Source organism: Plantibacter sp. RU18 (assembly GCF_050613355.1).
Classification (GTDB): domain Bacteria; phylum Actinomycetota; class Actinomycetes; order Actinomycetales; family Microbacteriaceae; genus Plantibacter.
In genome coordinates, this window is sequence record NZ_CP159618.1 from 468,184 (window position 1) to 493,668 (window position 25,485).

Consider the following 25,485-nt stretch of genomic DNA (forward strand, 5'->3'; position numbering starts at 1 on the left):
TCGGAGGCTGCTCGCGTTCCTCGGCAGGGCGCAGCAGGAGTTGTGCGCAGTCGGACGTCGACCCGGACCCGCTGCGAGCCGCGCCCTCAGTCGAGGATGTCGACACCGTGGCCGCGGAGTCGGAGCCGTTCCGCGGTCAGCGACTCCAGGAGACGTGCATTGGTGCCGCGGATGTGTGTCGCGACAAGCGACGCCGCGCGGTCGGCATCCCGCGTCCTGACGGCCTCGAGGATGGCGCGATGCTCGGCGGCAGCCTGTTCGCGTGCGGCCCGGGAGCGCACCTCCAGCCAGCGTGTGCGGGCGAGTCGGACCATCGCGCCCTGCACGGCGTCGGCGAGGAGCCGGTTCCCCGACAGCGCGGCGAGCTCCTCGTGGAAGTCGCCGCCGACCCGCAGCATCGACTGCTGGTCGTCTGCCGTCTCTCCCTCGAGCAGGGCGTGGACCGATTCGAGCTGCTCGGTCGAAGCGCGCTCGACGGCGAGACGCACCGCGGCCGTCTCGATCGCCTCACGGTACTCGGCGAGGAGTCCGATCTCCGCCAGGTCGATCGGGGCCACGATCCAGCCACGCCCCTCGCGTCGTGCCAAGCCCTCGGCTTCGAGGCGGTTGAGTGCCGCGCGCACGGGTGTCCGAGACGCTGCGAAGCGCTGCTCGAGTCCGCGTTCCGTCAGTGATCGACCGGGCGCGAGGTCCAGTGTGAGGATCGCGGATCGCAGCTGTTCGTAGAGGTGTGCGGTCTGGGACGGGGTGCTCATGCCGCGCTCCGATCTGGAATCATTGGTATACCAAGATGGTGTACCGTCATCGTAGCAGCCGTGACCGCCGAGCTGCGGGAAGCAGCATGATGACTGATCCGACATTGTCGAGAGCCGACTCGAGCAGCCCGACGAGCGCGTACCCGGGCCGCCGACCCATGCCGAACGCGGGCCGCGCGTGGACCGTGCTCGGGCTCGGCGTCGCCGCGCAGACCGCCGGAACGCTCTTCGTCAGCACCCCCGCATTCCTCATCCCGCTGTTACATGCCGAGCGCGGCATGTCCCTGGCGGAGGCTGGAGTCCTCGCCGCGGCTCCGACGCTCGGCATGGTGCTCACCCTCATCGCCTGGGGGTGGCTCGCCGACAGGATCGGCGAGCGGATCGTCATCGCCGGGGGCCTCGCACTCACCGCTCTCGCCGCCGGCGGCGCGATCGCAGCCGACGCACTGATCCCCACGCTGGGCTATGGGCCTCTCGGCCTGTTCCTGCTGCTCGGCGGTGCAGCATCGGCGAGCACGAACTCCGCGAGCGGGCGCATCGTGGTCGGTTGGTTCCCGAAGGACCGCCGCGGCCTCGCGATGGGGATCCGCCAGATGTCGCAACCGCTCGGCGTGACCGTCGCGGCGATCACCGTACCGACGGTCGCCGCGTCGGCTGGCATCTCGGCAGCCCTGCTCATCTCGTTCATCGCGACCGTGGTGCTCGCGATCGCCTGTGCGGTCGGCCTGCGCAACCCGCCGCGCGTCGTCGCGCCGAAGCCGACGCCGACGGAGACGACGCCGAACCCGACGGTCGCGGCACCGCGGAACCCCTATCGCGGGGACGGCTTCCTGTGGCGCATCCACGCCGTGTCGATCCTGCTCGTCGTGCCGCAGTTCACACTGACCACCTTCGCCCTCGTGTGGCTCGTCAGCGATCTGCGCTGGGAGGCGCTCGCGGCAGGCGTCCTCGTGGGTGTCTCACAGTTCGTCGGCGCGGTCGGCAGGATCGGGGTCGGCGTGCTGAGTGACCGCGTCGGCAGTCGAGTGAAGCCGTTGCGCTGGGTGGCGGTGTCCGCTGTCGTGGTCATGGTGCTGCTCGCGGGCGTCGGCTTCGTGCAGTGGCCGTTCGCGGTCGCCATCGCACTCGTGGTCGCGAGCTCGGTGACCGTGGCGGACAACGGACTTGCATTCACCTCGGTCGCCGAGATGGCAGGCCCCACATGGGCGGGCCGCGCGCTCGGCGCCCAGAACACCGGGCAGTTCATCGCCGCGTCGATCGTCCCTCCGGCCGTCGGTGCGCTCATCGGCCTTGTCGGCTATCCGTTCGCGTTCCTGGCGGTGGCCGTCCTGCCTGCCCTCGCGATTCCGATCATCCCGAGTGAAGCGACGGAGCACGACCACCTCTGACGCCGATTGTCGGCAATCGGCCAGATCCTCCCCGTCGTTTGACGGACATCGTGCGTGGGTGCCAGGCTTGCCCAGGCCCCACGACGGCTGCGTACCTCCCCGCCGGTGCGACGCGATCCCTGCTCCCGACCACCGTCGAGCGGCACCAGGACGCGCCCACCCGGCCGACCAGAAAGCACCACTGTGACCGGCACCACCACGCTCCAAGACCCGATCCACGCCGTCGCCGAAGCCGCCATGCGGCGGAACGCGGGCGAACCGGAGTTCCACCAGGCTCTGCTCGAAGTCCTCGACTCCATCCGTCCGGCCCTCGACGAGCACCCCGAGTATGTGGAAGCGGGCATCCTCGAACGCCTGGTCGAACCCGAACGCCAGGTCATCTTCCGGGTGCCGTGGACCGATGATCACAACCGTGTGCAGGTGAACCGCGGGTTCCGCGTCCAGTTCAACTCCGCGCTCGGTCCGTACAAGGGAGGCCTGCGCTTCCACCCGAGCGTCAACCTCTCCATCGTGAAGTTCCTCGGTTTCGAGCAGATCTTCAAGAACGCCCTCACCGCGCAGGGCATCGGTGGCGCGAAGGGCGGCAGCGACTTCGATCCGCACGGCCGATCCGACGCTGAGATCATGCGCTTCTGCCAGAGCTTCATGAACGAGCTGTACCGGCACCTGGGTGAGCACACGGACGTCCCGGCCGGCGACATCGGAGTCGGCGCGCGTGAGATCGGCTTCCTGTTCGGGCAGTACCGCAAGGTCACCAACCGCCACGAGTCGGGCATGTTCACGGGCAAGGGTGTCGGTTGGGGCGGGGCCGAAGTGCGGACCGAAGCGACCGGCTACGGCACGGTGTTCTTCGCCGACGAGATGCTCGCCGTGGACGGTCGCGGGATCGACGGCAAGCGTGTCGTCGTCTCGGGTTCCGGCAACGTCGCGACTTACGCGATCGAGAAGGTGCACCAGCTCGGCGGCACGGCTGTCACGGCATCCGACTCCTCCGGGTACGTCGTCGACGACGCCGGCATCGACCTCGACCTGCTCAAGCAGATCAAGGAGGTGGAGCGCGGCCGGATCTCCGAGTACGCGTCTCGCCGTCCTGGTGCGCACTTCGTCGCCGGCGGCAGCGTGTGGGACGTCCCCGGGGAGATCGCGCTGCCGAGTGCGACGCAGAACGAGTTGCACGAACGGGATGCCATCGCACTCGTCAAGAACGGTGTCATCGCCGTTGCGGAGGGTGCCAACATGCCTTCGACGCCCGAGGCTGTCCGCGTGTTCCAGGAGGCCGGTGTGCTGTTCGGTCCCGGTAAGGCGGCGAATGCCGGCGGTGTGGCGACGTCCGCGCTCGAGATGAGCCAGAACGCGGCACGCCAGCGGTGGTCGTTCGACGACAGTGAGGCCAAGCTGCGGAGCATCATGCACGGGGTGCACCAGGCCGCGTTCGAGGCCGCTGAACGGTACGGCCGTCCCGGCGACTACGTCGTCGGCGCGAACACGGCCGCCTTCGTGAAGGTCGCCGACGCGATGCTCGCTCAGGGCGTCATCTAGCCCTCCTCGTCTTCCCGTCCTCCTCTTTCTTTTCTCCCTAACTCAGGAACGCCTCGGCGTGTCGCCGCTGCCCGCCAGTGGGCCCACTCCGACACGCCGGGAGATTCCTGAGTTAGGGAGAAGAGGAATGTGAAAGGGGTGGCCGGCAGGGATCCGACATGAGTCCGATTACGACGGAGTGGTCGGCGGGTTCTGCGGCAGTGAGTAGCCTCGAAGGGTGACTGCTCCCGCCTCGGAATCCACCTCGACCGTCATCGTCGGTGCAGGACTGTTCGGTCTGGCGACCGCGGTGCACCTCGCTCAGGCGGGCCGGCGCGTGACCGTCGTCGAGTCGGGTACAGCGGCCGGTGCGACGACCGCTGCCGGCGCCGGCTTCGTCGGGCTGTGGGCCGCGGGATACGCGTGGTACTGGAACGAGTCCGAGCTCGCACTCGAGCAGGCGGGCCTCGACTTCTACCGAGGACTCGACGCAGCAGGATACGACATCGGTCTCCGCGACACGGGCAACATCTGGCTCGCACTCACCGAGCAGGCCGTGCTCGACCACCTCCTGCCGTTCGCCGAGCACCCGCTGCGACCCGAGGACTCCCGTCTCCTCACCGCCGTCGAGACCGCCGAACTCGTTCCGGGCCTCGACCCCGAGGCCATCGTCGGGGCGTTCATCCACCCCGACGGCATTCAGATCAGTGCACCCGACGCCGGTCTCGCCCTCGCCGCCGTCGCCCGCGCCGAGGACGTCGAGATCATCGAGCAGACACCGGTGACCGAGATCCTCGCCGAGGGCGGGCGCGCGATCGGAGTGCTGACCGCGGCAGGGGAGCGGATCCTCGCCGACGAGGTCGTCCTCGCGGCCGGCTCCTGGACGAACGAGCTCCTCGCAGCGACCGGCCGGGAGTTGCCGTTCGCGCGGGTGATCGCGAGTCGCCTGACGACAGCGCCGTTCGGCCTCGGCGAGATCCCGACGCTCATGATCCCAGAGCTCGACGGCCTCTGGGTGCGCGAGCACCTCGGAGGACTCACCTACGGCAACGGGGTCGGTTACGAGGCGCTCTCGGCGCGAGGCGGTCAAGCGGATCGCCGCCCCGAGCGTCCGGACCTCGTCGAGGCCATGCGCGAGCACCTCGCACCGATCATCACCGGGCTCATCCCGGCCGCAGCTCCCGTGGTCGAGGCCGCCGAGGCAGTGCAGGGCATCGTGTCGTACACCGCCGACCGCCGCTTCCTCGCCGGTGCGGTCCCCGAGCTCGCCGGCCTCTACGTCGTCGCCGGCGACAACGAGTCGGGCGTCACGCACGGCCCCGGGCTCGGCCGGATGCTCGCCGACCTCATCGTGACCGGGCAGACCGACATCGCAGACGCCTCGCTCTACGCGCCGGAGCGGTTCCTGCAGCGACCGTTCGCGGACGAGGCAGCCGTCGCGGCGGCGATGCCGGCCCGTCGGGCGGTCGACGCACGACGCCACGCAGACACCGCTGAGGAGACGAACCGGTGACGGTCATCACGAAGGCACCGCTTCCGGAGCGCGTCGACGTCGTCGTGATCGGCGCAGGCATCGTCGGTGCGGCCGCCGCGCGCAGCCTGGCCGAGAGCGGGGCGTCGGTGCTCGTCCTGGAACGTTTCGAACGCGCCCACGACCGCGGCTCCTCGCACGGCGCGACCCGGATCTTCCGGCAGGGCTACGACGCAGACGACTACGTCACGCTCACATCCGAGGCGCTGCTCGGCTGGCGGCAGCTCGAAGCGCAGACGGGTCGTACGCTCCTCGAGACCACCGGAGCGATCGACCACGGCGACCCCGCGATGCTCGCGCGCATCGAAGCCGCGATGGCCCGTGGCGGGGTCGCCTCCGAACGCCTGACCGCGGCTGCGGCCGCCGAGCGGTGGCCGGGCCTCCGTTTCGAGGGCGAGGTCCTGCACCACCCGAGCGGCGGTCGCATCCTGTCTGCCGCGGCGATCGAGGCGCTGCTCGACGTCGCCGAGGCTGCTGGCGCGACCCTGCGGTTCGGCGTGCGCGTGACCGGTGTGGAGCCCGTCCCTGCGACTGGCGGCGACGCCGCGACCGACGACAGTGCGGTACTCGAAGCCGCGGCACTGGCCGGCGTCGTCGTCCGCACCGAGTTGGGTGAGGTGGTCGCGAGGCACGTCGTCGTCGCGGCCGGGTCCTGGACACCGGACCTCGTCGGTGCCCTCGCCGAGCGCGTGGGCCGCCCGCTACCTGCGATCGCGGTCACCCAAGTGCAACCGGTGCACTTCCCGACCGAGCTGCCCGACGACGCCTGGCCGAGTTTCGTGCACTACCCGGCCGAAGGGACGAGCGTCTACGGGTTGCTCACGGCCGGAGAGGGCGTGAAGGTCGGCCTGCACGGCGGCCCCGTCCGTGTGCACCCCGACGAACGCGATGGTCTCGCCGACCCTGAGGAACTGGCCCGTCTCACCGCCTACGTCGCATCGTGGGTCCCTGGCGTCGACGCGACGGCACCGCACACCATCAGCTGCCTCTACGACCTGAGCCCCAGCGAGGATTTCGTGATCGACCGCATCGACCGCATCATCGTCACGACGGGATTCTCCGGACACGGCTTCAAGTTCGGCCCCGTCCTCGGACGCCTCGTCTCCGACCTCGTCGACGGAGACGCACCGCATCCGCGCTTCGCGCTCGCCGCTCACGCCGCGATCTCCTAGCAGCACCTCACCCGCGCCACAGCACCCGGCGTCACCCGAACCCGGCACCATGTCACAGCAGAAGGAACCAGCACCCATGACCCGATCCAAGAGACTCGTGGTGGCCGCCGTCGGCCTCGGCGTCGTCGCAGCGCTGAGCGGATGCACCGCGCAGGGCGGCACCACCACGACGACCGCCCTCGTCATCGGCACCACCGACAAGATCGTCTCGCTCGACCCGGCCGGCGCCTGGGACCGCGGGAGCTTCACCCCGCAGAACCAGATCTACCAGCACCTGCTGAGCTACGACGAGGGTGACGTCGTGCCGGTCCCGGATGCCGCCGAATCGTGCGACTTCACCGATGAGACCACCTACGTGTGCACCGTCAAGGACGGACTCACCTTCTCCAACGGGCACGCGCTCACGGCAGAGGACGTCGTGTTCTCGTTCACGCGCATCTCCACGATCGCGGCCGACAACGGTCCGGCACCGCTGCTCGCGAACCTCGACAGCGTCGAGGAGGGCGAGGACAACCAGGTGATCTTCCACCTCGCCGTCGCGAACGACCAGACCTGGCCCTACGTGCTCACGAGCATGGCCGGGCCGATCGTCGACAACGAGACGTTCCCAGCGGACGCGCTGCTCGACGACGCCGACGTGATCGGTTCCGGCCCGTACAAGATCGACAGCTACCAGCCGGGCGGGCTCCTCTCCCTGGAGGTGAACTCGAGCTACTCGGGCGCCGCCGCGAAGTCCTCGCACGTCGTCCTCAAGCCGTACACGACGGCATCGAACCTGCGTCTCGATGTGGAGAAGGGCGATGTCGACATCGCGTACCGGTCGCTGACGGCAACGGACGTCGCCGACCTCAGTGACGACTCGGATCTCCAGGTCGTGCAGGGGCCGGGCGGCTCGGTGCGTTTCCTGACCTTCAACCTGAACACGCAGCCTGGCGCGAACGATGCGCAGAAGCTCGCGATCCGGCAGGCGGTCGCGACGCTCGTCGATCGTCAGGAGATCGCAGACCAGGTCTACAAGGGCACCTACACGCCGGCGTACTCCGTCGTCCTGGACGGTCAGACGGGTGCGATTCCCGCGTTCCAGACCGCCTACGGGGATGCTCCCGATGCGACGAAGGCCGCTGCGATCCTCGCCGCAACCGGTGTCAGCACGCCGGTCGCGTTGCCGATCCAGTACACGAGTGACCACTACGGGCCGGACTCCGACCAGGAGTACGCGCTCATCAAGTCGCAGCTGGAGGCCGACGGTCTCTTCGCCGTCGATCTGCAGTCGACCGAGTGGACGAGCTACGTGAAGGAGCTGAACCCGGACTCCGGTTATCCCGCGTACCAGCTGGGGTTCTTCCCCGATTACCCGGACCCGGACAACTTCATCCGCTCGGCGTACTCGACCACGGGAGCCTCGGTCGCGAACGGTTACTCGGATCCGGCCGTCGACGCGTTGATCGACACCGAGGCGACGGCGACGGATCCTGCTGCACGCATCGCGGCGATCGAGCAGATCCAGACGGTCACCGCTGCGGCGGCCCCGATCATCCCGCTGCTGCAGGGAACTGAGACGGTCATCGCGCAGAAGAACGTGACCGGTCTCGCACGGACGCTCGATGCCACCTACAAGTTCCGCTTCGACATCCTCGACCGAACCAACAAGTAACCGCCGCCTGTTGCCCGCCTGTTGCCTGCGGCCAGCGCGGTGCGGTCGACCGCGCTCAGGCCACCGCACCGCGCTGGCGCGACCCCAGGTCAGAGGGGCGGGGTGGGAGCGACGCGTCGACCGCGCTGCCAGACCGCGGTGGTCAGCGGGACGCCCGGCCGATAGGCGAGATGCGAGACGGACGGGGCGTCGAGGACCTGGAAGTCCGCGAGACCACCGACCCGGAGCGATCCGACCGCATCCGTGCCGTGCTCCCGGCCGACCGCGACCGCCGCTCCGCGCGTCGCTGCCCATACCGCTTCGGCGACCGTGAGCCGCATCTGCAGCACCGCGGTCGCGACGCAGAATCCCATGGATGTCGTATACGAGGTTCCGGGGTTGCAGTTGGTGGCCAGAGCGATGGCCGCACCGGCGTCGATGAGCGCCCGCGCCGGCGGGAACGGCTCTCGCGTCGACAGATCGCACGCGGGCAGCAGGGTGGCGACGGTCGACGATCCGGCGAGCAGTTCGATGTCGACGGTCGACAGGTGGTTGCAGTGGTCGACACTCGCGGCATCGAGTTCGACCGCGAGTCGGACGCCGCCGCTCTCGCCCAGTTGGTTGCCGTGCACGCGCACGCCGAGCCCCGCGGCGCGTCCGGCGAGCAGCACCTCCCGCGACTCCTCGACGTCGAACGCGCCGATCTCGCAGAAGGCGTCGACGTAGGAGGCGAACGGTGCGACGGCGTCGAGCATCGGGCCGGTCACGAGGTCGAGGTAGTCCCGTCGGTCGATGCCCTGCGGGACGAGGTGCGCACCCAGGAAGGTGACGACGTCGGCGACCGAAGCCGCCGCGCGTGCCGATCGAGTCTCTCCGTCGACGTCGAGTGCGTAGCCCGTCTTTGCTTCGAGGAACGTCGTGCCCTGGGCGAGCGCTTCAGCACGGAGCCGCTGCGCTCCTGCGACGAGCTCCTCCTCGGTCGCCGCGCGCGTCGCTGCGACGGTCGTCGCGATGCCGCCGGCCGCATACCGCCCGCCGGCCATCCGCATCTCGAACTCCGCCGAGCGGTCGCCGGCGAACACGAGGTGCGTGTGCGTGTCGACCCAGCCCGGCAGCACCGCCCGGCCGCCGACGTCGGTGCGGGTGTCGGCTGCTGGAGCGTCGGTGGCCGCGCCCGACCAGACGATCCGGCCATCCTCGATGATCAGAGCCGCGTCAGCGAGCCGGTTGCCCTCGGTGTCGTCCGGCCCGGTGCCGGCGTTCGTGGTCAGTTCGGCGATACCGGTGATGAGCTCGGTGGTCATGCGGTCGCTCCTGTCGGGTGCGCGGTGTCGGGTGCCGGCACAGGTGACGGCGACCCGGACGCCTCCAGCTCGGCGATCGCCTCGGCGAGCAGTCGTGCCGGGGTGTTGGAGCCACGGACCGTCGTCAGCCGCCCTCGTTCGGCGACGAGTCTGCCGCCGACGATCACCCGGCGCACGTCTGATGCGGTGGCGGTGAGTGCGAGCTGCTCCGGGTTGCCACCGGTGGTGCGGACGCTCGTGGTGTCGACCTCGACGAGATCGAGCGGGTCGCCGACCGCGAGCGCGTGCCGACCGAGACCGATCGACGCGTAGCCCCCGAAGCTGCCCGCGGCGAGGAGCTCGGCGGGGGTGAACCGCCCGCGCCTTCCCGAGGCGAGTCGTTCACCGGCCTCGAGCCCACGCAGTTCGAGGAACGGGTCGATCACGGCGTTCTGGTCGGAACCCACGGCGATCCGTGCACCGGCGTCGGCCAGGCGGCGCGCGGGTCCGATGCCGTCGCCGAGGTCGGCTTCCGTCGTCGGACACATGACGACCGTGGCACCCGACGCGCCGATGAGTGCGATGTCGGCATCACTCAGGTGGGTTGCGTGGACGAGACTGATGCGGTCGGTGAGCGCGCCGAGTTCCGCGAGCACACCGGTCGGGGTGAGGCCGGTCGCGGCGATGGTGTCGGTGTTCTCCTGCGGCTGTTCGGACACGTGCACGTGCAGCGGCACGTCGGTCGGCAACCCGGCGAGGATCGTCCGGATGGCGTCGACGGGGACGGCGCGCACCGAGTGCAGCGCGGCGCCGAGCGTCACGAGGCCGGACGAGGACGAGGAGCCGGCCAAAGCCTCGCGAAGCGCGGACCAGCGTGCGATCCAGCCCTCGGCATGCCCGTCACCGAAGGCGAGCTGCTCCGGACGCAGCGGTGCACCTGGTGCCCCGGAGGGCCCCAGTCCGCTCGTGAGGTACACCGTGTCGAGCAGGGTGAGCCGGATGCCGACGTCCTGCGCTGCGGCGGCGACCGCGAGTTCCATCGCGTGGGCGGTCGGGTAGGGGGTGCCGTCCGTCTGGTGGTGGACGTAGTGGAACTCGCCGACGGCGGTCCAACCGCAGACGAGCATCTCGCCGAAGACGGCACGCGCGACGCGTCGATAGTGTCCGGGATCGAGGCTGGTAGCCGCCGCGTACATGGCCTCGCGCCACACCCAGAAGTCGCCGCCGTCTGCATGGGTCCGTCCTCGCAGCAGACGATGGAAGGCGTGCGAGTGCGCGTTCCCCATGCCGGGGACGACGGTGCCGAACTGACGGTCGCCGTCCTGGGGCTCGACGCCGTGTGCTGCCGACACGATTCGTCCGCCATCATCGGCGATGAAGCGCACGCCGTCGACGACGGCGCCGTCGATGATCGCGGTCGCCGCCCAGACCGGCGCGAGGTCTGCGGACATCGCGCCCGCGCCCGTCACAGCACACTCCGCAGCAACGATTCGAGCGCTTCGACCCCGGCGATACAGTCCGCCGCCTCGGCGAACTCCTCGGGGGAGTGCGAGATACCGGTCGGGTTCCGCACGAAGACCATGGCCGTCGGGACACTCCCGGACAGGACCCCGGCGTCGTGTCCGGCTCCGGTCGGCAGCAGCGGGATGCCGCCGAGGGTGCGGGCCGATCGTGCCGCGAGTTCGGCGTCGAACTCCACGAGCCCTGACCACGACTCCTCGATCAACACGACTGAGCACCCGGACTCCGCGACGGACTCCCGGACGCGCGCTTCGATGTCGGCGACGAGTGCGCGTGTGGCGTGGTCGCTCGCGGCCCTGGCGTCCACCCAGGCGTCGACCGCCGAGGCGATCACGTTCGTCCCGCCGGGTGTGAGGCGGAGCCGGCCGACCGTTGCCCGCGCGTCGGAGGTCGCGAGGGCGGCGCTCTCGACGGCGAGGACGGCGCGCGCGGCGGCGACGACCGGGTCGCGGCGCTCCCGCATCCCGGTCGCACCGGCGTGATTCCCCTGTCCTTCGATGCGCAGTCGCCATCGGCCGTGAGCCAGGATCGACGACGCGACCGCGACGGGCGAGTGCAGGTCGATCAAGCCGCGCCCCTGTTCCACGTGCAACTCGATGAACAACCCGATGCGCCCGAGCGCCTCATCGTCGCGCCCGAGGTGCGCCGGATCGAGCCCGGCCGCTGCTGCGGCCTCCGCGAAGGTGACACCGTCGGCGTCGGTGAGGGAACGGGCGGTGTCGGGGTCGGTGACACCGGAGAGCAGCCGCGAGCCGAGGCAGGCGACACCGAAGCGTGAGCCTTCCTCCTCGGCGAAGACCACGACCGCGACTGGGCGCGACGGCCGGAACCCGCTCGCCTGCAGCCGAGCGACGGCGTCGAGCGCCGACACGACGCCGAGCGGCCCGTCGTAGGCGCCGCCGCCTGGCACTGAGTCGAGATGGCTGCCGGTGACGACGGCGTCAGGTCCGGGTGCGCCCCACCAGCCCCACAGGTTGCCGTTTCGGTCCGTCTCGAGGTCGAGTCCGAGCCCGGTGGCTCGCGCGACGAACCACTCGCGCAGTTCGAACTCCGCCGGCGTCCAGACATGACGCGAGTAGCCGCCGCGCGCAGCGTCGACACCGACCGTCGCGATCTCGTCGAGCCCCGCGAGTCGGCCATGGGCGAGCAGCGGAGGGACGCTCACTCGCCCTCCCACATCGGGACGCGCAGACCACGCTCGCGGGCGACCTCGGCCGCGCGCTCGTAGCCGGCGTCGACATGGCGCATGACGCCGGAGCCCGGGTCGTTGACGAGGACACGGGCGATCTTCTCGGCGGCGAGCGGGGTCCCGTCGGCGACGATCACCTGTCCGGCGTGGATGGAGCGGCCGATGCCGACACCGCCACCGTGGTGGATCGACACCCAGGTCGCGCCTGAGGCGGTGTTGAGCAGGGCGTTGAGCAGCGGCCAGTCGGCGATCGCGTCCGAACCGTCGGCCATCGCCTCGGTCTCGCGGTAGGGCGATGCGACAGAGCCGGAGTCGAGGTGGTCGCGGCCGATGACGACGGGGGCGCTGAGCTCCCCGGACGCGACCATCTCGTTGAACTTCAGGCCGGCGAGATGACGTTCCTGGTAGCCGAGCCAGCAGATGCGGGCCGGCAGCCCTTCGAAGGCGATCTTCTCGCCGGCCGAGGTGATCCAGCGGCGCAGCTTCTCATCGTCCGGGAACAGTTCGAGGATCGCGCGGTCGGTCGCGGAGATGTCGGCCGGGTCGCCGGAGAGCGCGGCCCAGCGGAACGGCCCCTTGCCCTCTGCGAACAGCGGCCGGATGTAGGCGGGGACGAACCCGGGGAAGTCGAATGCGCGCTCGTAGCCGCCGAGCTTCGCCTCCGCGCGGATCGAGTTGCCGTAGTCGAACACCTCGGAGCCGGCGTCCTGGAAGCCGACCATCGCCTCGACCTGGGCGGCCATCGCGAGACGGGAGCGACGAGTGAAGTCCACCGGGTCCGCTTCGGCTTCGGCCTGCCAATCGGCGAGCACGGTGTCCACCGGCAGGTAGGCGAGAGGGTCGTGGGCGCTCGTCTGGTCGGTGACGATGTCGATCGCGATGCCGCGACGCAGCAGCTCCGGGAACACGGTCGCGGCGTTGCCGACGAGGCCGACGGACAGCGGGCGACGCTCCGCCTTCGCCGCGAGCACCCGGGCGACGGCGTCGTCGATGTCGTCGGTCATCTCATCGAGATAGCGGTGGTCGACCCGGCGCTGCAGTCGGGTGGGGTCGACGTCGACGATGAGGACGACGCCCTCGTTGAGTGTCACGGCGAGCGGCTGCGCACCGCCCATACCGCCAGCACCGCCGGTGAGCGTGAGGGTACCGGCGAGGGTCCCACCGAACCGCTTGTCGGCGATGGCGGCGAACGTCTCATAGGTGCCCTGGAGGATGCCCTGCGTACCGATGTAGATCCACGAGCCGGCCGTCATCTGGCCGTACATCGTGAGTCCCTCGGCTTCGAGTCTCCGGAACTCGGGCCAGGTCGCCCAGTCGCCGACGAGGTTCGAGTTCGCGATGAGGACCCGAGGAGCCCATTCGTGCGTGCGGAACACCCCGACGGGCTTGCCGGACTGCACGAGCAGGGTCTCGTCGCTCTCAAGGCCTTCGAGGGTCCGGACGATCGCGTCGTAGGCCTCCCAGTTGCGGGCCGCCTTCCCGGTGCCGCCGTAGACGACGAGGTCCTCCGGGTGCTCGGCGACCTCGGGATCGAGGTTGTTCATGAGCATCCGGAGCGGCCCCTCCGTCTGCCAGCTCTTCGCGGTGAGGGTCGTCCCGCGGGCGGCGCGGGTGGTCCTGGGTGCAGGTGCCGAGTCGGTCATGCGCTCAGTCCACTCCGATGCGGCTTCCGGGGCGAGGGCGACCGCATCCTTCGTGTCTGGCCCCCCAGACATGCGGGCCGACAGCAACACGTCATCGGCGTTTGGGGATCTGGCCAGCGCGGTGCGCCAGCCCCAGCGCTGGCCTGCGGCGCGAGCGCGGGACACTGGCCGTGAACGTGGGTCTGTGACCGCCGCCGCGCCCCTGTGGCGCGAGCGCTACCCTCCGGAGGCCTGTGAAGTCTCAGGACATCGTGGACACTTCTGTCTCAGGACTTCGTGGACAGTGTGTCTCAGGAGTTCGTGGACACTTCCGCGGTTCGGTGGAGCATGTCGATACCGAAGCGTCCATCTCCGAAGGTTCGTTTGCTCGTGGCATCGTGGCCTGATGATGCGGGCCGGGGTGCGGTCTCGGCGTTCTGCGAGGAGCATGGTGTTTCGCGGTCTTGGTTCTACAAGATCCGCGCCCGGGCTGCGGCAGATGGTGTGTTCGAGGTCGTCGCTCCGACATCCACGAGGCCTCGGTCGAGTCCGGCTCGGACGAGCGACGAGATCGTCGATCTCGCCATCAGTGTTCGGGCGCGATTGCGTGCAGAGGGGTGGGATTTCGGCCCGTTGAGTGTGATCGCGAGGTTGCGGCGGATGGGCTTCCAGGAGTTGCCCTCACGGGCCACCTTGGCGCGGATCTTCGTTCGTGCGGGCGTGGTCGAGGCGGAGCCTCGGAAGCGGCCCCGGAGCGCGTTTCGTCGGTTCGTCTATCCAGCCCCGAACTGTTTGTGGCAAATCGATGCAACCGAGTGGACGCTTACTGACGGTTCGCTCTGCACGATCTTCCAGATCATCGACGATCATTCCCGTCTCGCGCTCGCGTCGTTGGTCGCCCGGGCAGAGACCGGAGAGGCTGCATTGCGTGTCGTGACCCAGGCGATCAACCATCACGGAGCACCACAGAAGTTCCTGTCAGACAATGGTGTCGCGTTCAATCCCACGCGTCGGGGGCATTCCAACCAGCTCATCGATTACCTCGCCTCGCTCGGCGTCGAGACGATCACGGGGAAGCCCTACAAACCCACCACGCAAGGCAAGAACGAACGCTTCCACCGCACACTGCACCGCTTCCTCAACGCCAAACCGCCAGCCGCGACGATCGAGGAACTGCAAACCCTCGTGAACGTCTTCGACGTGTCCTACAACACGCTCCGCGAACACCAATCGCTCACCGACCGGCAAACCCCGAAAGAGGCCTGGGATCGCACCCCGGCTGCCCCGTCACCGACCCCGCAACCCACCGCGATCGAGATCCACGCCGCCCGCAACGCCCTCACAGCCCTACCACCCGGCGAAGCTGAATGTGTTGTCACGTCAGGCGGCAGAACCTACCTCCTCGGTCGCACGTTCCGCCCCGGGACAGCATTCATCGGTCACACCGTCCACGCGATCTGGGACGCTCAGCAGATCACGTTCTACGACCACCACGGCACCATGATCCGCACCCAACCCATGCCATCACGCAACGAAGGCCGCCCCGCCCACGGCCGAACACGAACGACCAAGAACAGCGTTGTGTCCACGAAGTCCTGAGACAGAGAAGTGTCCACGAAGTCCTGAGACAGAAGTGTCCACGAAGTCCTGAGACATCACAGGCCTCCGGACGGTAGCGCTCGCGCCAATGAGCCGCGCCCGGTCCAGCGCACCACGCCGGCAGCAACCCCGAGAGGCAGCGGGTGTCGGCTAGGGGAGCTTCACGAGGAGGCCACCGCGGTGGGCGTCGAACGCGACCATGGTCGCCGTGCCGAACTCGTCGCCGTCCAGCTCCAGGTCCTGGGCGGAGTCCACCCGGACGGTGAGCGCCTGGGAGCGGAGGTTCGTGATCGTGTTCGCGCCACGGCCCTCGGTGAAGGTGATCATGCGGCGCCCGACCGCCGTGCGACGCAGCACCCGGTTCTCCCAGGTGACCTTCCGCCAGACCATCAACCAGCCCCAGGCGCCCTTCGGCTGCAGCACGGCGACGTCGAGGTAGCCGTCGTCCACCTCGGCATCCGGCATGAGTTCGATGCCGCCCTGGAGGGTGCCGCAGTTGCCGACCAACACCGAGCTGACCTTCACCGAATGCTCCCGGTGCCCGCGCAGCTGATAGTGGATGCGGAAGGGTTCCGCGGTGATGATCGAGCGGAGGCCGGATTCGACGTAGGCCAGCCAGCCGACCGACTTCTTGAGGTCGGCGTTCGTGTTCGAGATCATCATCGCGTCGATGCCCATGCCGGCCATGACGGCGAAGGCGTGCTCCTCCTCCGTGCCGTCCGCGCGGGTGATCATCGCGACGCCGATGTCGATGGGGCGGGTCTCGCCGGAGAATGCGAGGTCGATGGCCGATGCCTGATCGTTCAGCGGCAGTTTGAGGTTCCTGGCGAGGAGGTTGCCGGTGCCGGAGGGGATGAGCGCCAGCGCCACCCCGCTGCCGCGGAGCCCTTGCGCGACGGCTCGGACCGTTCCGTCGCCGCCTGCTGCGAGGACGACCGCCGCTCCGTCGATGACGGCTCGGCGAGCCTGCCCGATCCCCGGGTCCTCGACACTCGTCTCGTAGAAGTGCGGTGCGGCCCAGCCAGCCTCCTGCGACCGTGCCTCCAACGCGCTGCGCAGCCTCGTCGCATCGACCTTCACGGGGTTGTACACGAGCGCAGCGTGCAGGGATGTCGGCATGGCCTAACGGTACTGGCACGGGGCCCGCCTGCGGAGCCTCATCGGTAGACTGGCGGGGTGATCGATCCAGTGCTCCTCCGCGAACAGCCCGAAGTCCTCCGAGCCTCGCAGGAGAAGCGAGGATCCTCCGTCGACCTCGTCGACCAGGCCATCGACGCCGACACCGCCCGTCGTGCCGCCATCACGGGTTTCGAAGAGCTCCGGGCCGAGCAGAACGCGTTCGGCAAGCAGGTCGCGAAGGCCCCGAAGGACGAGAAGCAGGCGCTCGTCGCCCAGGCCCAGCAGCTCGCCGCTCGAGTGAAGGAGGCGCAGCAGGTCGCCACCGAGGCCGAAGCGTACTTCGCCGATGTCGCCGGGCGCATCCAGAACCCCGTCATCGAGGGCGTCCCCGCCGGTGGGGAGAAGGACTTCGTCACCCTGCGCGAGGTCGGCGAGCGCCCGACGTTCGACTTCACGCCACGCGACCACCTCGAGATCGGCGAGATCCTCGGCGCCATCGACATGCAGCGCGGCACGAAGGTCAGCGGCTCGCGCTTCTACTTCCTCCGCGGTATCGGCGCCCGACTCGAGATCGCCCTCATGAACCTCGCCCTGGACCGCGCGCTCGAGGCCGGGTTCGTCCCGCTCATCACGCCGACACTCGTGCGCCCGGAGATCATGAAGGGCACCGGCTTCCTCGGCGAGCACGCCGACGAGGTGTACCAGATCGTCGGCGAAGACCTCTTCCTCACGGGCACGAGTGAGGTGGCGCTCGCCGGGTACCACTCCGACGAGATCCTCGACCTCGAACCCGGCGCTCTGCGGTACGCCGGCTGGTCCACCTGTTACCGCAAGGAGGCCGGCTCCTACGGCCGTGACACCCGCGGCATCATCCGTGTGCACCAGTTCAACAAGCTGGAGATGTTCGTCTACACGAAGCCGGAGGACGCCGCAGCGGAGCACGAGCGCCTGCTGTCCTACCAGGAGGCGATGCTGCAGTCGCTCGGCCTCAGCTACCGCGTCATCGACACGGCGGCCGGCGACCTCGGTTCGAGTGCCGCGCGCAAGTTCGACGTCGAGGCCTGGGTTCCCACGCAGGACGCGTTCCGCGAGCTGACGAGCACCTCGAACTGCACCACCTACCAGGCTCGTCGCCTCGACACCCGCTACCGCACGGAGACCGGCAAGACCGCGCCCGTCGCGACGCTCAACGGCACCCTCGCGACCACGCGCTGGATCGTCGCGATCCTCGAGACCCACCAGCAGGAGGACGGCAGCGTCGTCATCCCCGAGGTCCTCCGCCCGTACCTCGGCGGCCTCGACGTGGCACGGCCGATCCGATGACCGAGGCGCCGACGACGGACACGACGAAGACCGGTACGACCCAGTTCCTCGTCGCCCTCGACATCGACGGGACGGTGCTGCACGAGGACGGTTCGCTGAGCCTGTCCGTGTCGGACGAGGTCCGTCGTGTGGTCTCGCTCGGCCACATCGTCACGCTCGCGACGGGACGCAGCTGGGAGAGCACGAGGCCCGTCCTCGAAGACCTCGAACTCACGCCGCAGTACGTCGTGTGCGCGAACGGCGCACTCATCATGAAGCGGGACGAGTCCGCCGACGGCGGCTACGAGCGCTACTTCATGGAGACCTTCGACCCGAGTGAGGTGCTGAACCTCATCCAGCCGCACCTCTCGGAGGGCAGCTACATGGTCGAGTACCCGGACGGCTTCCGCAAGTACACGGTGGGCATGCAGGACTGGAACCTCGAGAACGCTGTCGAGGTGCCGTTCGAGGAACTCGTGACGAGCCCCGTCACGCGGGTCGTCGTCGTGTCGCCGAGCCACGACGAGGAGGAGTTCCTCCGCATCGTCGACCGCATCGGCCTGAACCAGGTCAGTTACGCGATCGGCTGGACTGCTTGGCTCGACATCGCGCCGAAGGGTGTCAACAAGGCGACTGCGCTCGAGCGGGTCCGCGACTGGCTCGGCCTCGAGCGGTCGCAGATGATCGCCGTCGGCGACGGTCGGAACGACGTCGACATGCTTGGCTGGGCCGCCGTCGAAGGACGCGGCGTCGCCATGGGTCAGGCACCTGAGGAGTTGCTGGCCGTGGCCTCCGAGGTCACCGGGACGGTCACCGAGGACGGACTCTCCCAGCTCCTGAGGAGCATTTCGGGTTAGCATCGTCCAAAGCTCTGCGTTCGCACGCCGTTTCCGGTGCACGCAGGGCCTCGGGTCGTGCCTGCGTCAGCTGATGCCACCCGAACCGCATCGACCGTCTCATGAGGGTCCGTGCCGCCCTGTTCCTGACCTGAGAGTGAGACCGATGACCCGCAACGCCGACGCGCCGAAGCCTCGCGCCGCCGTCCGTCACGGCCGACTCCGGAAGTCGAACCCGTTCGCCACGGTCGCCAAGGTGCTCGCTGCAACGGCTGCCGTCATCGGCGTCAGCGGGATCGCGGTCGCCGGAGTGGCGGCACTCGACCTCGCGAACAGTGTGAAGCCTGTCGCGCACCTCGACAACGAGACGCCGGGTGCCCCGCCGCCCAACATCGGAGCGATCGAGGGTGGCGTCAACCTGCTCCTCGTCGGCAGCGACTCCGGCGATGGCAACGAGGCCTATGGCGAACGCGATGAGAACCTCAACGACGTCACGATCCTCATGCACATCTCCGCCGACCACTCGAGCGCCACGGTCGTCAGCTTCCCCCGCGACATGTACGTCCAGATCGGCGACTGCGCCGACGGCGGCAACGGTCGCGACAAGATGAACACGGCCCTCATGTACGGCGGCGCCGACAGCGGCCTCGCGTGCGCCGTGTCCACGGTCGAGGGCATCACCGGGCTCTCCATCCCCTTCGCGGCGCAGATCGGCTTCGACGGCGTCATCTCGATGTCGAACGCTGTCGGCGGCGTGCCCGTGTGCATCACGGAGCCCCTGAACGACGCCTGGAGCGGCATCGACCTCGATGTGGGAACCCATGACCTCTCCGGCGCTTCGGCGCTCGCGTTCCTGCGTTCACGTCATGGCGTCGGCGACGGTAGTGACCTGTCGCGCATCTCGAACCAGCAGATCTTCCTGTCCTCGCTCGTGCGCACGATGAAGAGCAGTGAGACGCTCGCCGACCCGATCAAGCTGTACTCGATCGCCCGGGCTGCGCTGAAGAACGTCACGCTGTCCAGCAGCCTGAACAACATCGACACGATGGTGTCGATCGCCTCAGCGCTGAAGGACATCCCGCTGGACCGCGTCGCGTTCGTGCAGACGCCGACGGCCACGGTCGACGGCGGTGTCGAGGCCACGTCCGATGCCGATCTGCTGTGGTCCGCCCTGCAGAGCGACCAAGCGGTCAACCTCACCGCGACGGGCAAGTACGTCGTCACGGATCCGAACGCGCCCGTCACCGACCCGGCGACGGATCCCGCGGCGCCGGCCGATCCTGCTGTGCCGGCGGATCCGACCGCTGGTGGAGCCGTGGACCTCCCCGACACCATCACCGGTCAGAACGCTGCGCAGAACACCTGCACGGCGGGCCGCCCGGAGGGGGACCAGTAGTCGCCGGGTGATCAGGTGGGGCGGTCTCCGGGAGCGCCTCATCCGATACACTCGATGCTGGTCGGATGCCGCGCTCACGCGGAGGTACACGACCATGGAGGGCTGTCCGAGCGGCCGATGGAGCCAGTCTTGAAAACTGGTGGGCAGAAATGTCTCGTGGGTTCGAATCCCACGCCCTCCGCACAACGCGTCTGAGGATGCCGGTGGCGCATCGTCTCCGAGGCCCCGATCGGTCGCCCGACGCCCTGGAAATGCGCCATTCACAGCGACCCGTGGTTGAATCGTCGGATGCCCCCGCATACGCCCGACACCGACGAGCCCGCAGGCGACTCAGCAGCCCGCAGCGCGGCAGCGAGTCGGCCACGTGCGAAGAAGCTCGCGACCATCGCCAGACACGGTCGTCTGAAGCGCTCGAACCCGGTCTTGACCGGCTTGAAGATCGTCGCGTCGACGGTCTCGGTCGCCCTCGTCAGCGGCGGTATCGTCGCGGGGATCGCCCTTTGGGATGTCGCAGCGAGCGTGAAGCCCGGCGTCGCCCTCGTCGACTCGCAGGGTGAGACCGTCACCGACCTTCCCGCTATCGGTGCGTACCCGGGCGGCGTGAACCTCCTCGTCGTCGGCAGCGACTCGCGTGCAGGCCAGGACCCCGTCTTCGGTGACGAGGAGGAGGAGACCGGCAACCTCAACGACGTCACGATGCTCCTCCACATCTCCGAGGACCACTCGAACGCCACGGTCGTGAGCTTCCCGCGCGACATGTTCGTCTCCATCCCGTCCTGCCCCGATCCTGCGGGTGGTTCGTTCTCGTCGATGACGCGTCAGAAGATCAACACGTCGCTCGGCTACGGCGGTCTCGCGTGCACGGCGCTCACGGTTTCGCAGCTGACTGGTCTTGAGATCCCCTTCGCCGCCGAGGTGCAGTTCAGCGGTGTCATGGCCATGTCGACCGCGCTCGGTGGCGTGACGGTGTGCGTCGCCGATCCCATCGAGGACGAGTACACGAACACCTTCCTGTCGGCCGGTGAACACACGCTGGAGGGCTACGAGGCGCTGCAGTTCCTCCGCACGAGGCATGGTGTGGGCGACGGCAGCGACCTCAGCCGCATCAGCAACCAGCAGGTGTTCCTCTCGGCGATGATGCAGCAGGTGAAGAGTGCGGAGACCCTCACGAACCCCGCCATCCTGTATTCGCTCGCGAAGGCGGCGGCGCAGAACATGCAGCTGTCGGACAGCCTGACGAGCCTCGACACGATGACGGCGATCGCGATGACGCTGCGCGACGTGGACCTCGGGAACATCGCGTTCGTGCAGTACCCGAACGTGGCCGTCGAGGACGGTGTCGAGCCGATCGAGGATGCGGCGACCGCGCTGTTCGACGCGCTGCGAGCCGATCAGCCGATCCAGCTCACGGGTGCGACCGGGAGTGGCTCTGTGGCGAACCCTGCCGACCCGGTGCCGACGGACCCGGTCGAGGGCGCCGACCCGGCGACGGACCCGGCAGCGGCCGATCCTGCGGCGACCGCGCCCCCTGCCGACGCGACTGCCCCGGTCGCGCTGCCCTCCACCGTGCAGGGCCAGACTGCCGACCAGCGCACCTGCTCCCGCGGTCGCACCCTCGACGACCAGTAGCGGCGCTTCGGCCTTCCGGCAGCTGCCGCGGGCCCGCGCACGTGCGCGTCCTCCGGCTCTCGCACTGCGCGTCCTCCGCTCACCGAGCTTGTCGAGGTGCCCGCCGTTGCTGCCGCGATTCGTGCCTTCGGCGATCTCCGGTTATGCTTGTCGTCGTGCGTCCGTTCGCGAGCGCACTTGGAGACGTCGCATAGTTCGGCCTAGTGCACCACCCTGCTAAGGTGGAGTCCCCGTAAGGGGACCGCGGGTTCAAATCCCGCCGTCTCCGCACTGGATCTCCTCACGAAGCCCCCTGTTCTGCAGGGGGTTTCGTCGTTACGGAACATCCATCGAACTCCCCGGTAACGCGAGCCCCCGGTTCAGGCATGAGTGGGCTATGGATCACTCACACGACGAAGACCGTCAACGTGACGAGCCCCGAATGTCCAACTCCTTTCGAGCGTCTTTGATCACGATTTCCCGCAAGCTCTTCACACGCAGAAGGTTCGTCATGAAGTCAGCTGAGTCCGCTTCAGCGACACTGGTGAGATCGGAATCTTCGAGAAACAGGTCGGGCGACGGAAAAGCATCAGCGTGCTGGTGGTAGACGAGCGCGCCGACCGCGTCGCGCAGCATCCGGGTGTGACCGGCTAGCGTGTCCGGCCCGAGGAGCTCGACAGTCGCCGTCGCTCGGTAGAGGTCTGTGACCTCTTCGTTCAGGCCTTCCCGTACCGGTGAAGACTCCAGGGAGATTCGCTGCACCAGATCCAGCACCGCGGTGTATGCGTGCATCTTCTGTTCACGCAGCCAGCGCCGGTGCTCGCGGCGTGATTGCACCCACGCTCCGATCGCACCGCCGACCAGTCCGAGGGTGGCGGCTCCCAGAGCGCCAACGAGAAGGGAGACGAGCGGGTCGATCGACACGGGCAGACACTAGCGGCTCACGCGGCTACTTCGGAGAAATGATCGCAGCTCATCGCCTCAGGCGGAGCGACGGAGGTCGCCGTGGTGCCGGAGTTCGCGGAGGACCTGGAACGAACCCGTGTATTCAGGCTCGTCGAGCGTCGCAAGTGCCGCGACCGTGGACCGGTCGAGTCCGTTCCGCACCGCGAGTCGATACAGCTCGGCGCGCGAAACGGGGAACGGCACGGTTCGCAGCAGGGTCTTGAGGTCGGATCGGTCCTCTCCAGCGAGGGGAGGAGCCGTCTCCGGTTTCGGTCTGGCTTCCATGTCCACATTGTCAGCGGTACCCCCTGAAAAGGCGACAGACGGGCCCGATTCTGGCGCGAGAGCGCGCTACCCTGACGGGAAATGGACCGGAGGACGTGCATGAGCGGAGAACGCAGCGAGGACGATGAGCGTCCGCTCGACCTCGATGAGAGCACCCGCCTGCTCCTGCGCACCTCGCCCGCAGGGTTCGTCGCCGAGCGGAAGCGACTCGCGGCGGCGGCAGTCGAGCGCGGTGGGCACGACGTCGCTGCGACCATCCTGGCCCTCCGCAAACCGTCGATGGCGGCCTGGGCGCTCAATGTGCTCTCCGCTCGTCACCCGGAGCTCCTCGACGAACTCATGCGGCTCGGCTCGACACTCGGCGAGGCACAGCACGCGGGTGATGCCGCGTTGCTCCGGACGCTGGGGACCGAGCGGCGTTCGCTCGTCGCGCGGGCAGTCACAGCGACGATCGACGCGGCGGCCGAACAGGAGGCCACCCTCTCCAGCGGCGTCGTCGAGGCCGTTCGCCAGAGCATCCAGGCGGCGAGTGCCGACGCCGATGTCGCGGCCAGGCTCGCCTCCGGACGCCTCGCTGAGGCCCTCACCTCGAGCGGCGCGGCGTGGGGCGGTGCGGCCGCAGAGTCCGCGGATCGACAGGCTGCTGACACATCGACCCCAGCCGGCGTCGGCGACGATGCAGCAACAGGCGCCGAACCGGACGACGACCGGCGGCGCCGTCTCCGCGCCCGGCTGGATGCCGCCGAACACGAGGCCGAGGTCACTTCAGCCGCGAAGGAGGCCGCGGACGGGCTGCTGGCCGAGACGATATCGCGGGAGGCTGAACTCCTGCGCGATCGCGAGGACCTCGCTCGTCGGCTCGACGAACTCGATGCCGACCTCGCCGATACCGCTCGAGAACGTGCACGCAGACAGCGCGATTCCGACCGCACCGGACGAGAGTTCGACGCGGCTGAAGACGCGGTCGAGCGGCTTCGTGTCGCCCTCGACGGCTGAGCATCGGCCTCCGCCAGCGCGGTGCGCTGGACCGAGCGCGGGGGAGTAGCCGCGGGCGCCGGTTACTGGCGCGAGCGCGAGTCTCTGGAGGGGCGCGCTCGCGCTGATGGGGTGCGATCGGTCCAGCGCACCGCGCTGGCAGCACTCAGCCGCGGGCGCCGAGGTCGTAGCGCCAGGCGTTGGACACGATGGGGTTGCCCTTCGGATATTCGAACGCCTCCTCGCCCAGAAGCTCGAAGCCGCACGACCGGCACAGGGCGTTCGAGCCGACGTTGTCGGTGCGGGGGAAGGCGAGGAGCCATCGGTGGGATCCGTTCACCCGGGCGTCCTCGAGCACCAGCTGGAGTGCTGCGCGCGCGATTCCGTGGCCCTGGTACCCCGATTCCACCGACCACCCCGTCTCGTGGACGGCCTCGCCGCCGTGCGTCGTGGACCAGAACCCGATCAGTCCGACGCCGACACCGCTAGCGGCTCCGATGGTCTCGTCGAGTACGATCCGGAACATCCGTGCCTCGCCCGTCCGCCAGTAACGCTGATACCGCTCATGGCGGTCCAGAAGCTTCGCGCGGCTCTCCGGGCCGCCGAGGAACCGGGTCATCTCGGGGGTGTTCTGGCGTTCAAGTGTCGGCAGGTCCGCTGGTCCGTAAGGCTCCAGCCTGATCGTCGGGCCGGTGGATCGCGTGGCATCCGCGTCTGTCGTCCGATCGTCCATCCGTCAAGCTCCCCTCGTGCGGACTGCGGCGCTTCGGCGGCAGTCAAGCACGGACCCCCGACTCGCGCCTAGAATCACCGTGTGGGTGAAGTGCGACAACCGGATGCAGTCCAGCAACGGCAGGAAATACAGCAGGTCGAGCCAGAGCAGGTCGAACCGCGGTTCGGCGCGGAGCCGGTGCTCTCTGATGTCGCCCAGCACGACCGCCTCACGCTCGTCGCCCGGGATCTCGCCTGCACCATCTGCTCGGCGGCGCTCACGCTCGGTGATCGTGTGCTGCGCTGCCCCGCCGGCCACAGCTTCGACATCGCACGTCAGGGGTACGCCTCTCTCGTCGTCGGTGGGCGCACGCCGAAGACGGGAGACACGCAGGAGATGGTCGCCGCTCGCGCCGCGTTCCTCGAGGCCGAGCACTACGAACGCATCGCCGACCACGTCGCACTGACGATGCCCGATGCCCGTCGACTGCAGGACGGCTCGACGGACGGCGTCCGTGCTCCGCTCGTCGTCGACATCGCGGGCGGGACCGGCTACTACCTCGGCCGCATCCTCGATGCCCGCCCCGGTTGGCGGGGCTTCGGCTTCGACCTGTCGCCGCTCGCAGCGCGTCGCGCCGCGCGGGCGCACGGGCGGGCCGCCGCAGCGACAGCTGACGCCTGGGCGCCGTTCCCGCTGCAGGCGGCGTCCGTCGACCACCTGCTGAGCATCTTCGGTCCCCGCAACGGGCCCGAGATGCACCGGGTGCTGCGGCCGGACGGTCTCCTCACCGTGGTGACGCCGCAGCCCGGCCATCTCGCCGAGCTCCGCGACCGCCTCGGCATGATCGGCATCGCCGAGCGCAAGGACGCGCGTCTCGACGCGCAACTGGAGGGCTTCGAGCTGCGCTCTCGCGACACCCTCGACTACGCGGTCGAGTTGATGCCCGAGGAGGTGCGCGACGAGGTGCGCATGGGTCCGAGCGCACACCACCTCGACGAGGACGTCTTCGAGCAGGCGATCGCCGATCTCCCCGGGTACACGACGGTCACCGTCGCTGTCACGCTGAGCGTGTTCTCCCCGGTCTGACCAGGTGTCC

General features: G+C 69.0%; 21 protein-coding genes and 2 tRNA genes. 14 read left to right on the forward strand and 9 right to left on the reverse strand.

Going from position 1 to position 25,485, the window contains the following annotated elements:
• Positions 1–86 precede the first annotated feature (86 nt).
• Positions 87–755 (reverse strand): GntR family transcriptional regulator, encoded by a 669-nt coding sequence (locus tag ABMA10_RS02155; RefSeq protein WP_347870141.1) that lies wholly within the window; start codon positions 753–755, stop codon positions 87–89.
• 89 nt (positions 756–844) lie between these two features.
• Between ABMA10_RS02155 and ABMA10_RS02160 the strand changes: the two genes are divergently transcribed.
• The 5 genes from ABMA10_RS02160 (at position 845) to ABMA10_RS02180 (ending at position 8,018) form a co-directional block, all read left to right on the forward strand.
• On the forward strand, positions 845–2,143 hold the full coding sequence (locus ABMA10_RS02160; protein WP_347870142.1) for an MFS transporter: 1,299 nt from the start codon (positions 845–847) through the stop codon (positions 2,141–2,143).
• Between the two features lie 213 nt (positions 2,144–2,356).
• Positions 2,357–3,682 carry an NADP-specific glutamate dehydrogenase gene (gdhA, locus tag ABMA10_RS02165; RefSeq protein WP_414693712.1) on the forward strand — a complete coding sequence of 442 codons (1,326 nt, stop codon included), beginning with the start codon at positions 2,357–2,359 and terminating at the stop codon, positions 3,680–3,682.
• 217 nt (positions 3,683–3,899) lie between these two features.
• Positions 3,900–5,174 carry an NAD(P)/FAD-dependent oxidoreductase gene (locus tag ABMA10_RS02170; RefSeq protein WP_347870144.1) on the forward strand — a complete coding sequence of 425 codons (1,275 nt, stop codon included), beginning with the start codon at positions 3,900–3,902 and terminating at the stop codon, positions 5,172–5,174.
• Positions 5,171–6,364 carry an FAD-dependent oxidoreductase gene (locus ABMA10_RS02175; RefSeq protein ID WP_347870145.1) on the forward strand — a complete coding sequence of 398 codons (1,194 nt, stop codon included), beginning with the start codon at positions 5,171–5,173 and terminating at the stop codon, positions 6,362–6,364. Before ABMA10_RS02170 ends, ABMA10_RS02175 begins: the two co-directional genes overlap by 4 nt.
• Before the next feature lie 76 nt (positions 6,365–6,440).
• The gene (locus ABMA10_RS02180; RefSeq protein WP_347870146.1) at positions 6,441–8,018 is read left to right on the forward strand and encodes an ABC transporter substrate-binding protein; all 1,578 of its coding nucleotides are present in this window, start codon (positions 6,441–6,443) and stop codon (positions 8,016–8,018) included.
• An 89-nt stretch (positions 8,019–8,107) separates the two neighbouring features.
• Here the strand turns inward: ABMA10_RS02180 and hutI are convergent, their stop codons facing one another.
• The 4 genes from hutI to hutU are packed head-to-tail and all read right to left on the reverse strand — an operon-like array spanning position 8,108 to position 13,633.
• A complete protein-coding gene (hutI, locus tag ABMA10_RS02185; RefSeq protein WP_347870147.1) occupies positions 8,108–9,301 on the reverse strand; it encodes an imidazolonepropionase in 1,194 nt (397 codons plus the stop codon).
• Positions 9,298–10,749, reverse strand: coding sequence for a formimidoylglutamate deiminase (locus ABMA10_RS02190; RefSeq protein WP_347870148.1), 1,452 nt, complete (start codon positions 10,747–10,749; stop codon positions 9,298–9,300). Before ABMA10_RS02190 ends, hutI begins: the two co-directional genes overlap by 4 nt.
• Positions 10,746–11,966, reverse strand: a complete 1,221-nt coding sequence (locus ABMA10_RS02195) for an allantoate amidohydrolase (protein WP_347870149.1) — start codon at positions 11,964–11,966, stop codon at positions 10,746–10,748. The genes ABMA10_RS02190 and ABMA10_RS02195 overlap by 4 nt, the downstream gene beginning before the upstream one ends.
• The gene (hutU, locus tag ABMA10_RS02200; protein ID WP_347870150.1) at positions 11,963–13,633 is read right to left on the reverse strand and encodes a urocanate hydratase; all 1,671 of its coding nucleotides are present in this window, start codon (positions 13,631–13,633) and stop codon (positions 11,963–11,965) included. Before hutU ends, ABMA10_RS02195 begins: the two co-directional genes overlap by 4 nt.
• Before the next feature lie 327 nt (positions 13,634–13,960).
• On the opposite strand from hutU, the gene ABMA10_RS02205 reads away from it, so the two are divergent.
• Entirely contained in the window at positions 13,961–15,211 is a 1,251-nt protein-coding gene (locus ABMA10_RS02205; RefSeq protein WP_431030692.1) for a DDE-type integrase/transposase/recombinase, read from the forward strand.
• Positions 15,212–15,361: 150 nt separating this feature from the next.
• On the opposite strand, the gene ABMA10_RS02210 is transcribed toward ABMA10_RS02205, so the two are convergent.
• Positions 15,362–16,330: a diacylglycerol/lipid kinase family protein gene (locus ABMA10_RS02210; RefSeq protein ID WP_347868060.1), complete on the reverse strand. Its 969-nt coding sequence runs from the start codon at positions 16,328–16,330 to the stop codon at positions 15,362–15,364.
• Between the two features lie 57 nt (positions 16,331–16,387).
• Between ABMA10_RS02210 and serS the strand changes: the two genes are divergently transcribed.
• From serS to ABMA10_RS02240, 6 genes are all read left to right on the forward strand, one after another.
• Complete coding sequence (serS, locus tag ABMA10_RS02215; RefSeq protein ID WP_347868061.1) at positions 16,388–17,653, forward strand: serine--tRNA ligase; 1,266 nt, start codon at positions 16,388–16,390, stop codon at positions 17,651–17,653.
• Entirely contained in the window at positions 17,650–18,489 is an 840-nt protein-coding gene (locus ABMA10_RS02220) for an HAD family hydrolase (RefSeq protein ID WP_347868062.1), read from the forward strand. Before serS ends, ABMA10_RS02220 begins: the two co-directional genes overlap by 4 nt.
• Before the next feature lie 145 nt (positions 18,490–18,634).
• Entirely contained in the window at positions 18,635–19,864 is a 1,230-nt protein-coding gene (locus ABMA10_RS02225; protein WP_347868063.1) for an LCP family protein, read from the forward strand.
• Between the two features lie 96 nt (positions 19,865–19,960).
• Positions 19,961–20,045, forward strand: a tRNA-Ser gene (locus tag ABMA10_RS02230).
• 107 nt (positions 20,046–20,152) lie between these two features.
• Complete coding sequence (locus tag ABMA10_RS02235; RefSeq protein WP_347868064.1) at positions 20,153–21,493, forward strand: LCP family protein; 1,341 nt, start codon at positions 20,153–20,155, stop codon at positions 21,491–21,493.
• Positions 21,494–21,672: 179 nt separating this feature from the next.
• Positions 21,673–21,761, forward strand: a tRNA-Ser gene (locus tag ABMA10_RS02240).
• A 134-nt stretch (positions 21,762–21,895) separates the two neighbouring features.
• Here ABMA10_RS02240 and ABMA10_RS02245 read toward each other — a convergent pair.
• Together ABMA10_RS02245 and ABMA10_RS02250 are read right to left on the reverse strand one after the other, a co-directional pair.
• The gene (locus ABMA10_RS02245) at positions 21,896–22,396 is read right to left on the reverse strand and encodes a hypothetical protein (RefSeq protein ID WP_347868065.1); all 501 of its coding nucleotides are present in this window, start codon (positions 22,394–22,396) and stop codon (positions 21,896–21,898) included.
• A 57-nt stretch (positions 22,397–22,453) separates the two neighbouring features.
• Positions 22,454–22,702 carry a DUF2795 domain-containing protein gene (locus tag ABMA10_RS02250; protein WP_347868066.1) on the reverse strand — a complete coding sequence of 83 codons (249 nt, stop codon included), beginning with the start codon at positions 22,700–22,702 and terminating at the stop codon, positions 22,454–22,456.
• 99 nt (positions 22,703–22,801) lie between these two features.
• On the opposite strand from ABMA10_RS02250, the gene ABMA10_RS02255 reads away from it, so the two are divergent.
• Entirely contained in the window at positions 22,802–23,698 is an 897-nt protein-coding gene (locus ABMA10_RS02255) for a hypothetical protein (protein WP_347868067.1), read from the forward strand.
• A 145-nt stretch (positions 23,699–23,843) separates the two neighbouring features.
• Here the strand turns inward: ABMA10_RS02255 and ABMA10_RS02260 are convergent, their stop codons facing one another.
• Complete coding sequence (locus ABMA10_RS02260) at positions 23,844–24,410, reverse strand: GNAT family N-acetyltransferase (protein ID WP_431031132.1); 567 nt, start codon at positions 24,408–24,410, stop codon at positions 23,844–23,846.
• Positions 24,411–24,491: 81 nt separating this feature from the next.
• Here ABMA10_RS02260 and ABMA10_RS02265 point away from each other — a divergent pair, with 81 nt between their 5' ends.
• A complete protein-coding gene (locus tag ABMA10_RS02265) occupies positions 24,492–25,475 on the forward strand; it encodes a putative RNA methyltransferase (protein WP_347868069.1) in 984 nt (327 codons plus the stop codon).
• The last annotated feature ends 10 nt before the right edge of the window (positions 25,476–25,485 follow it).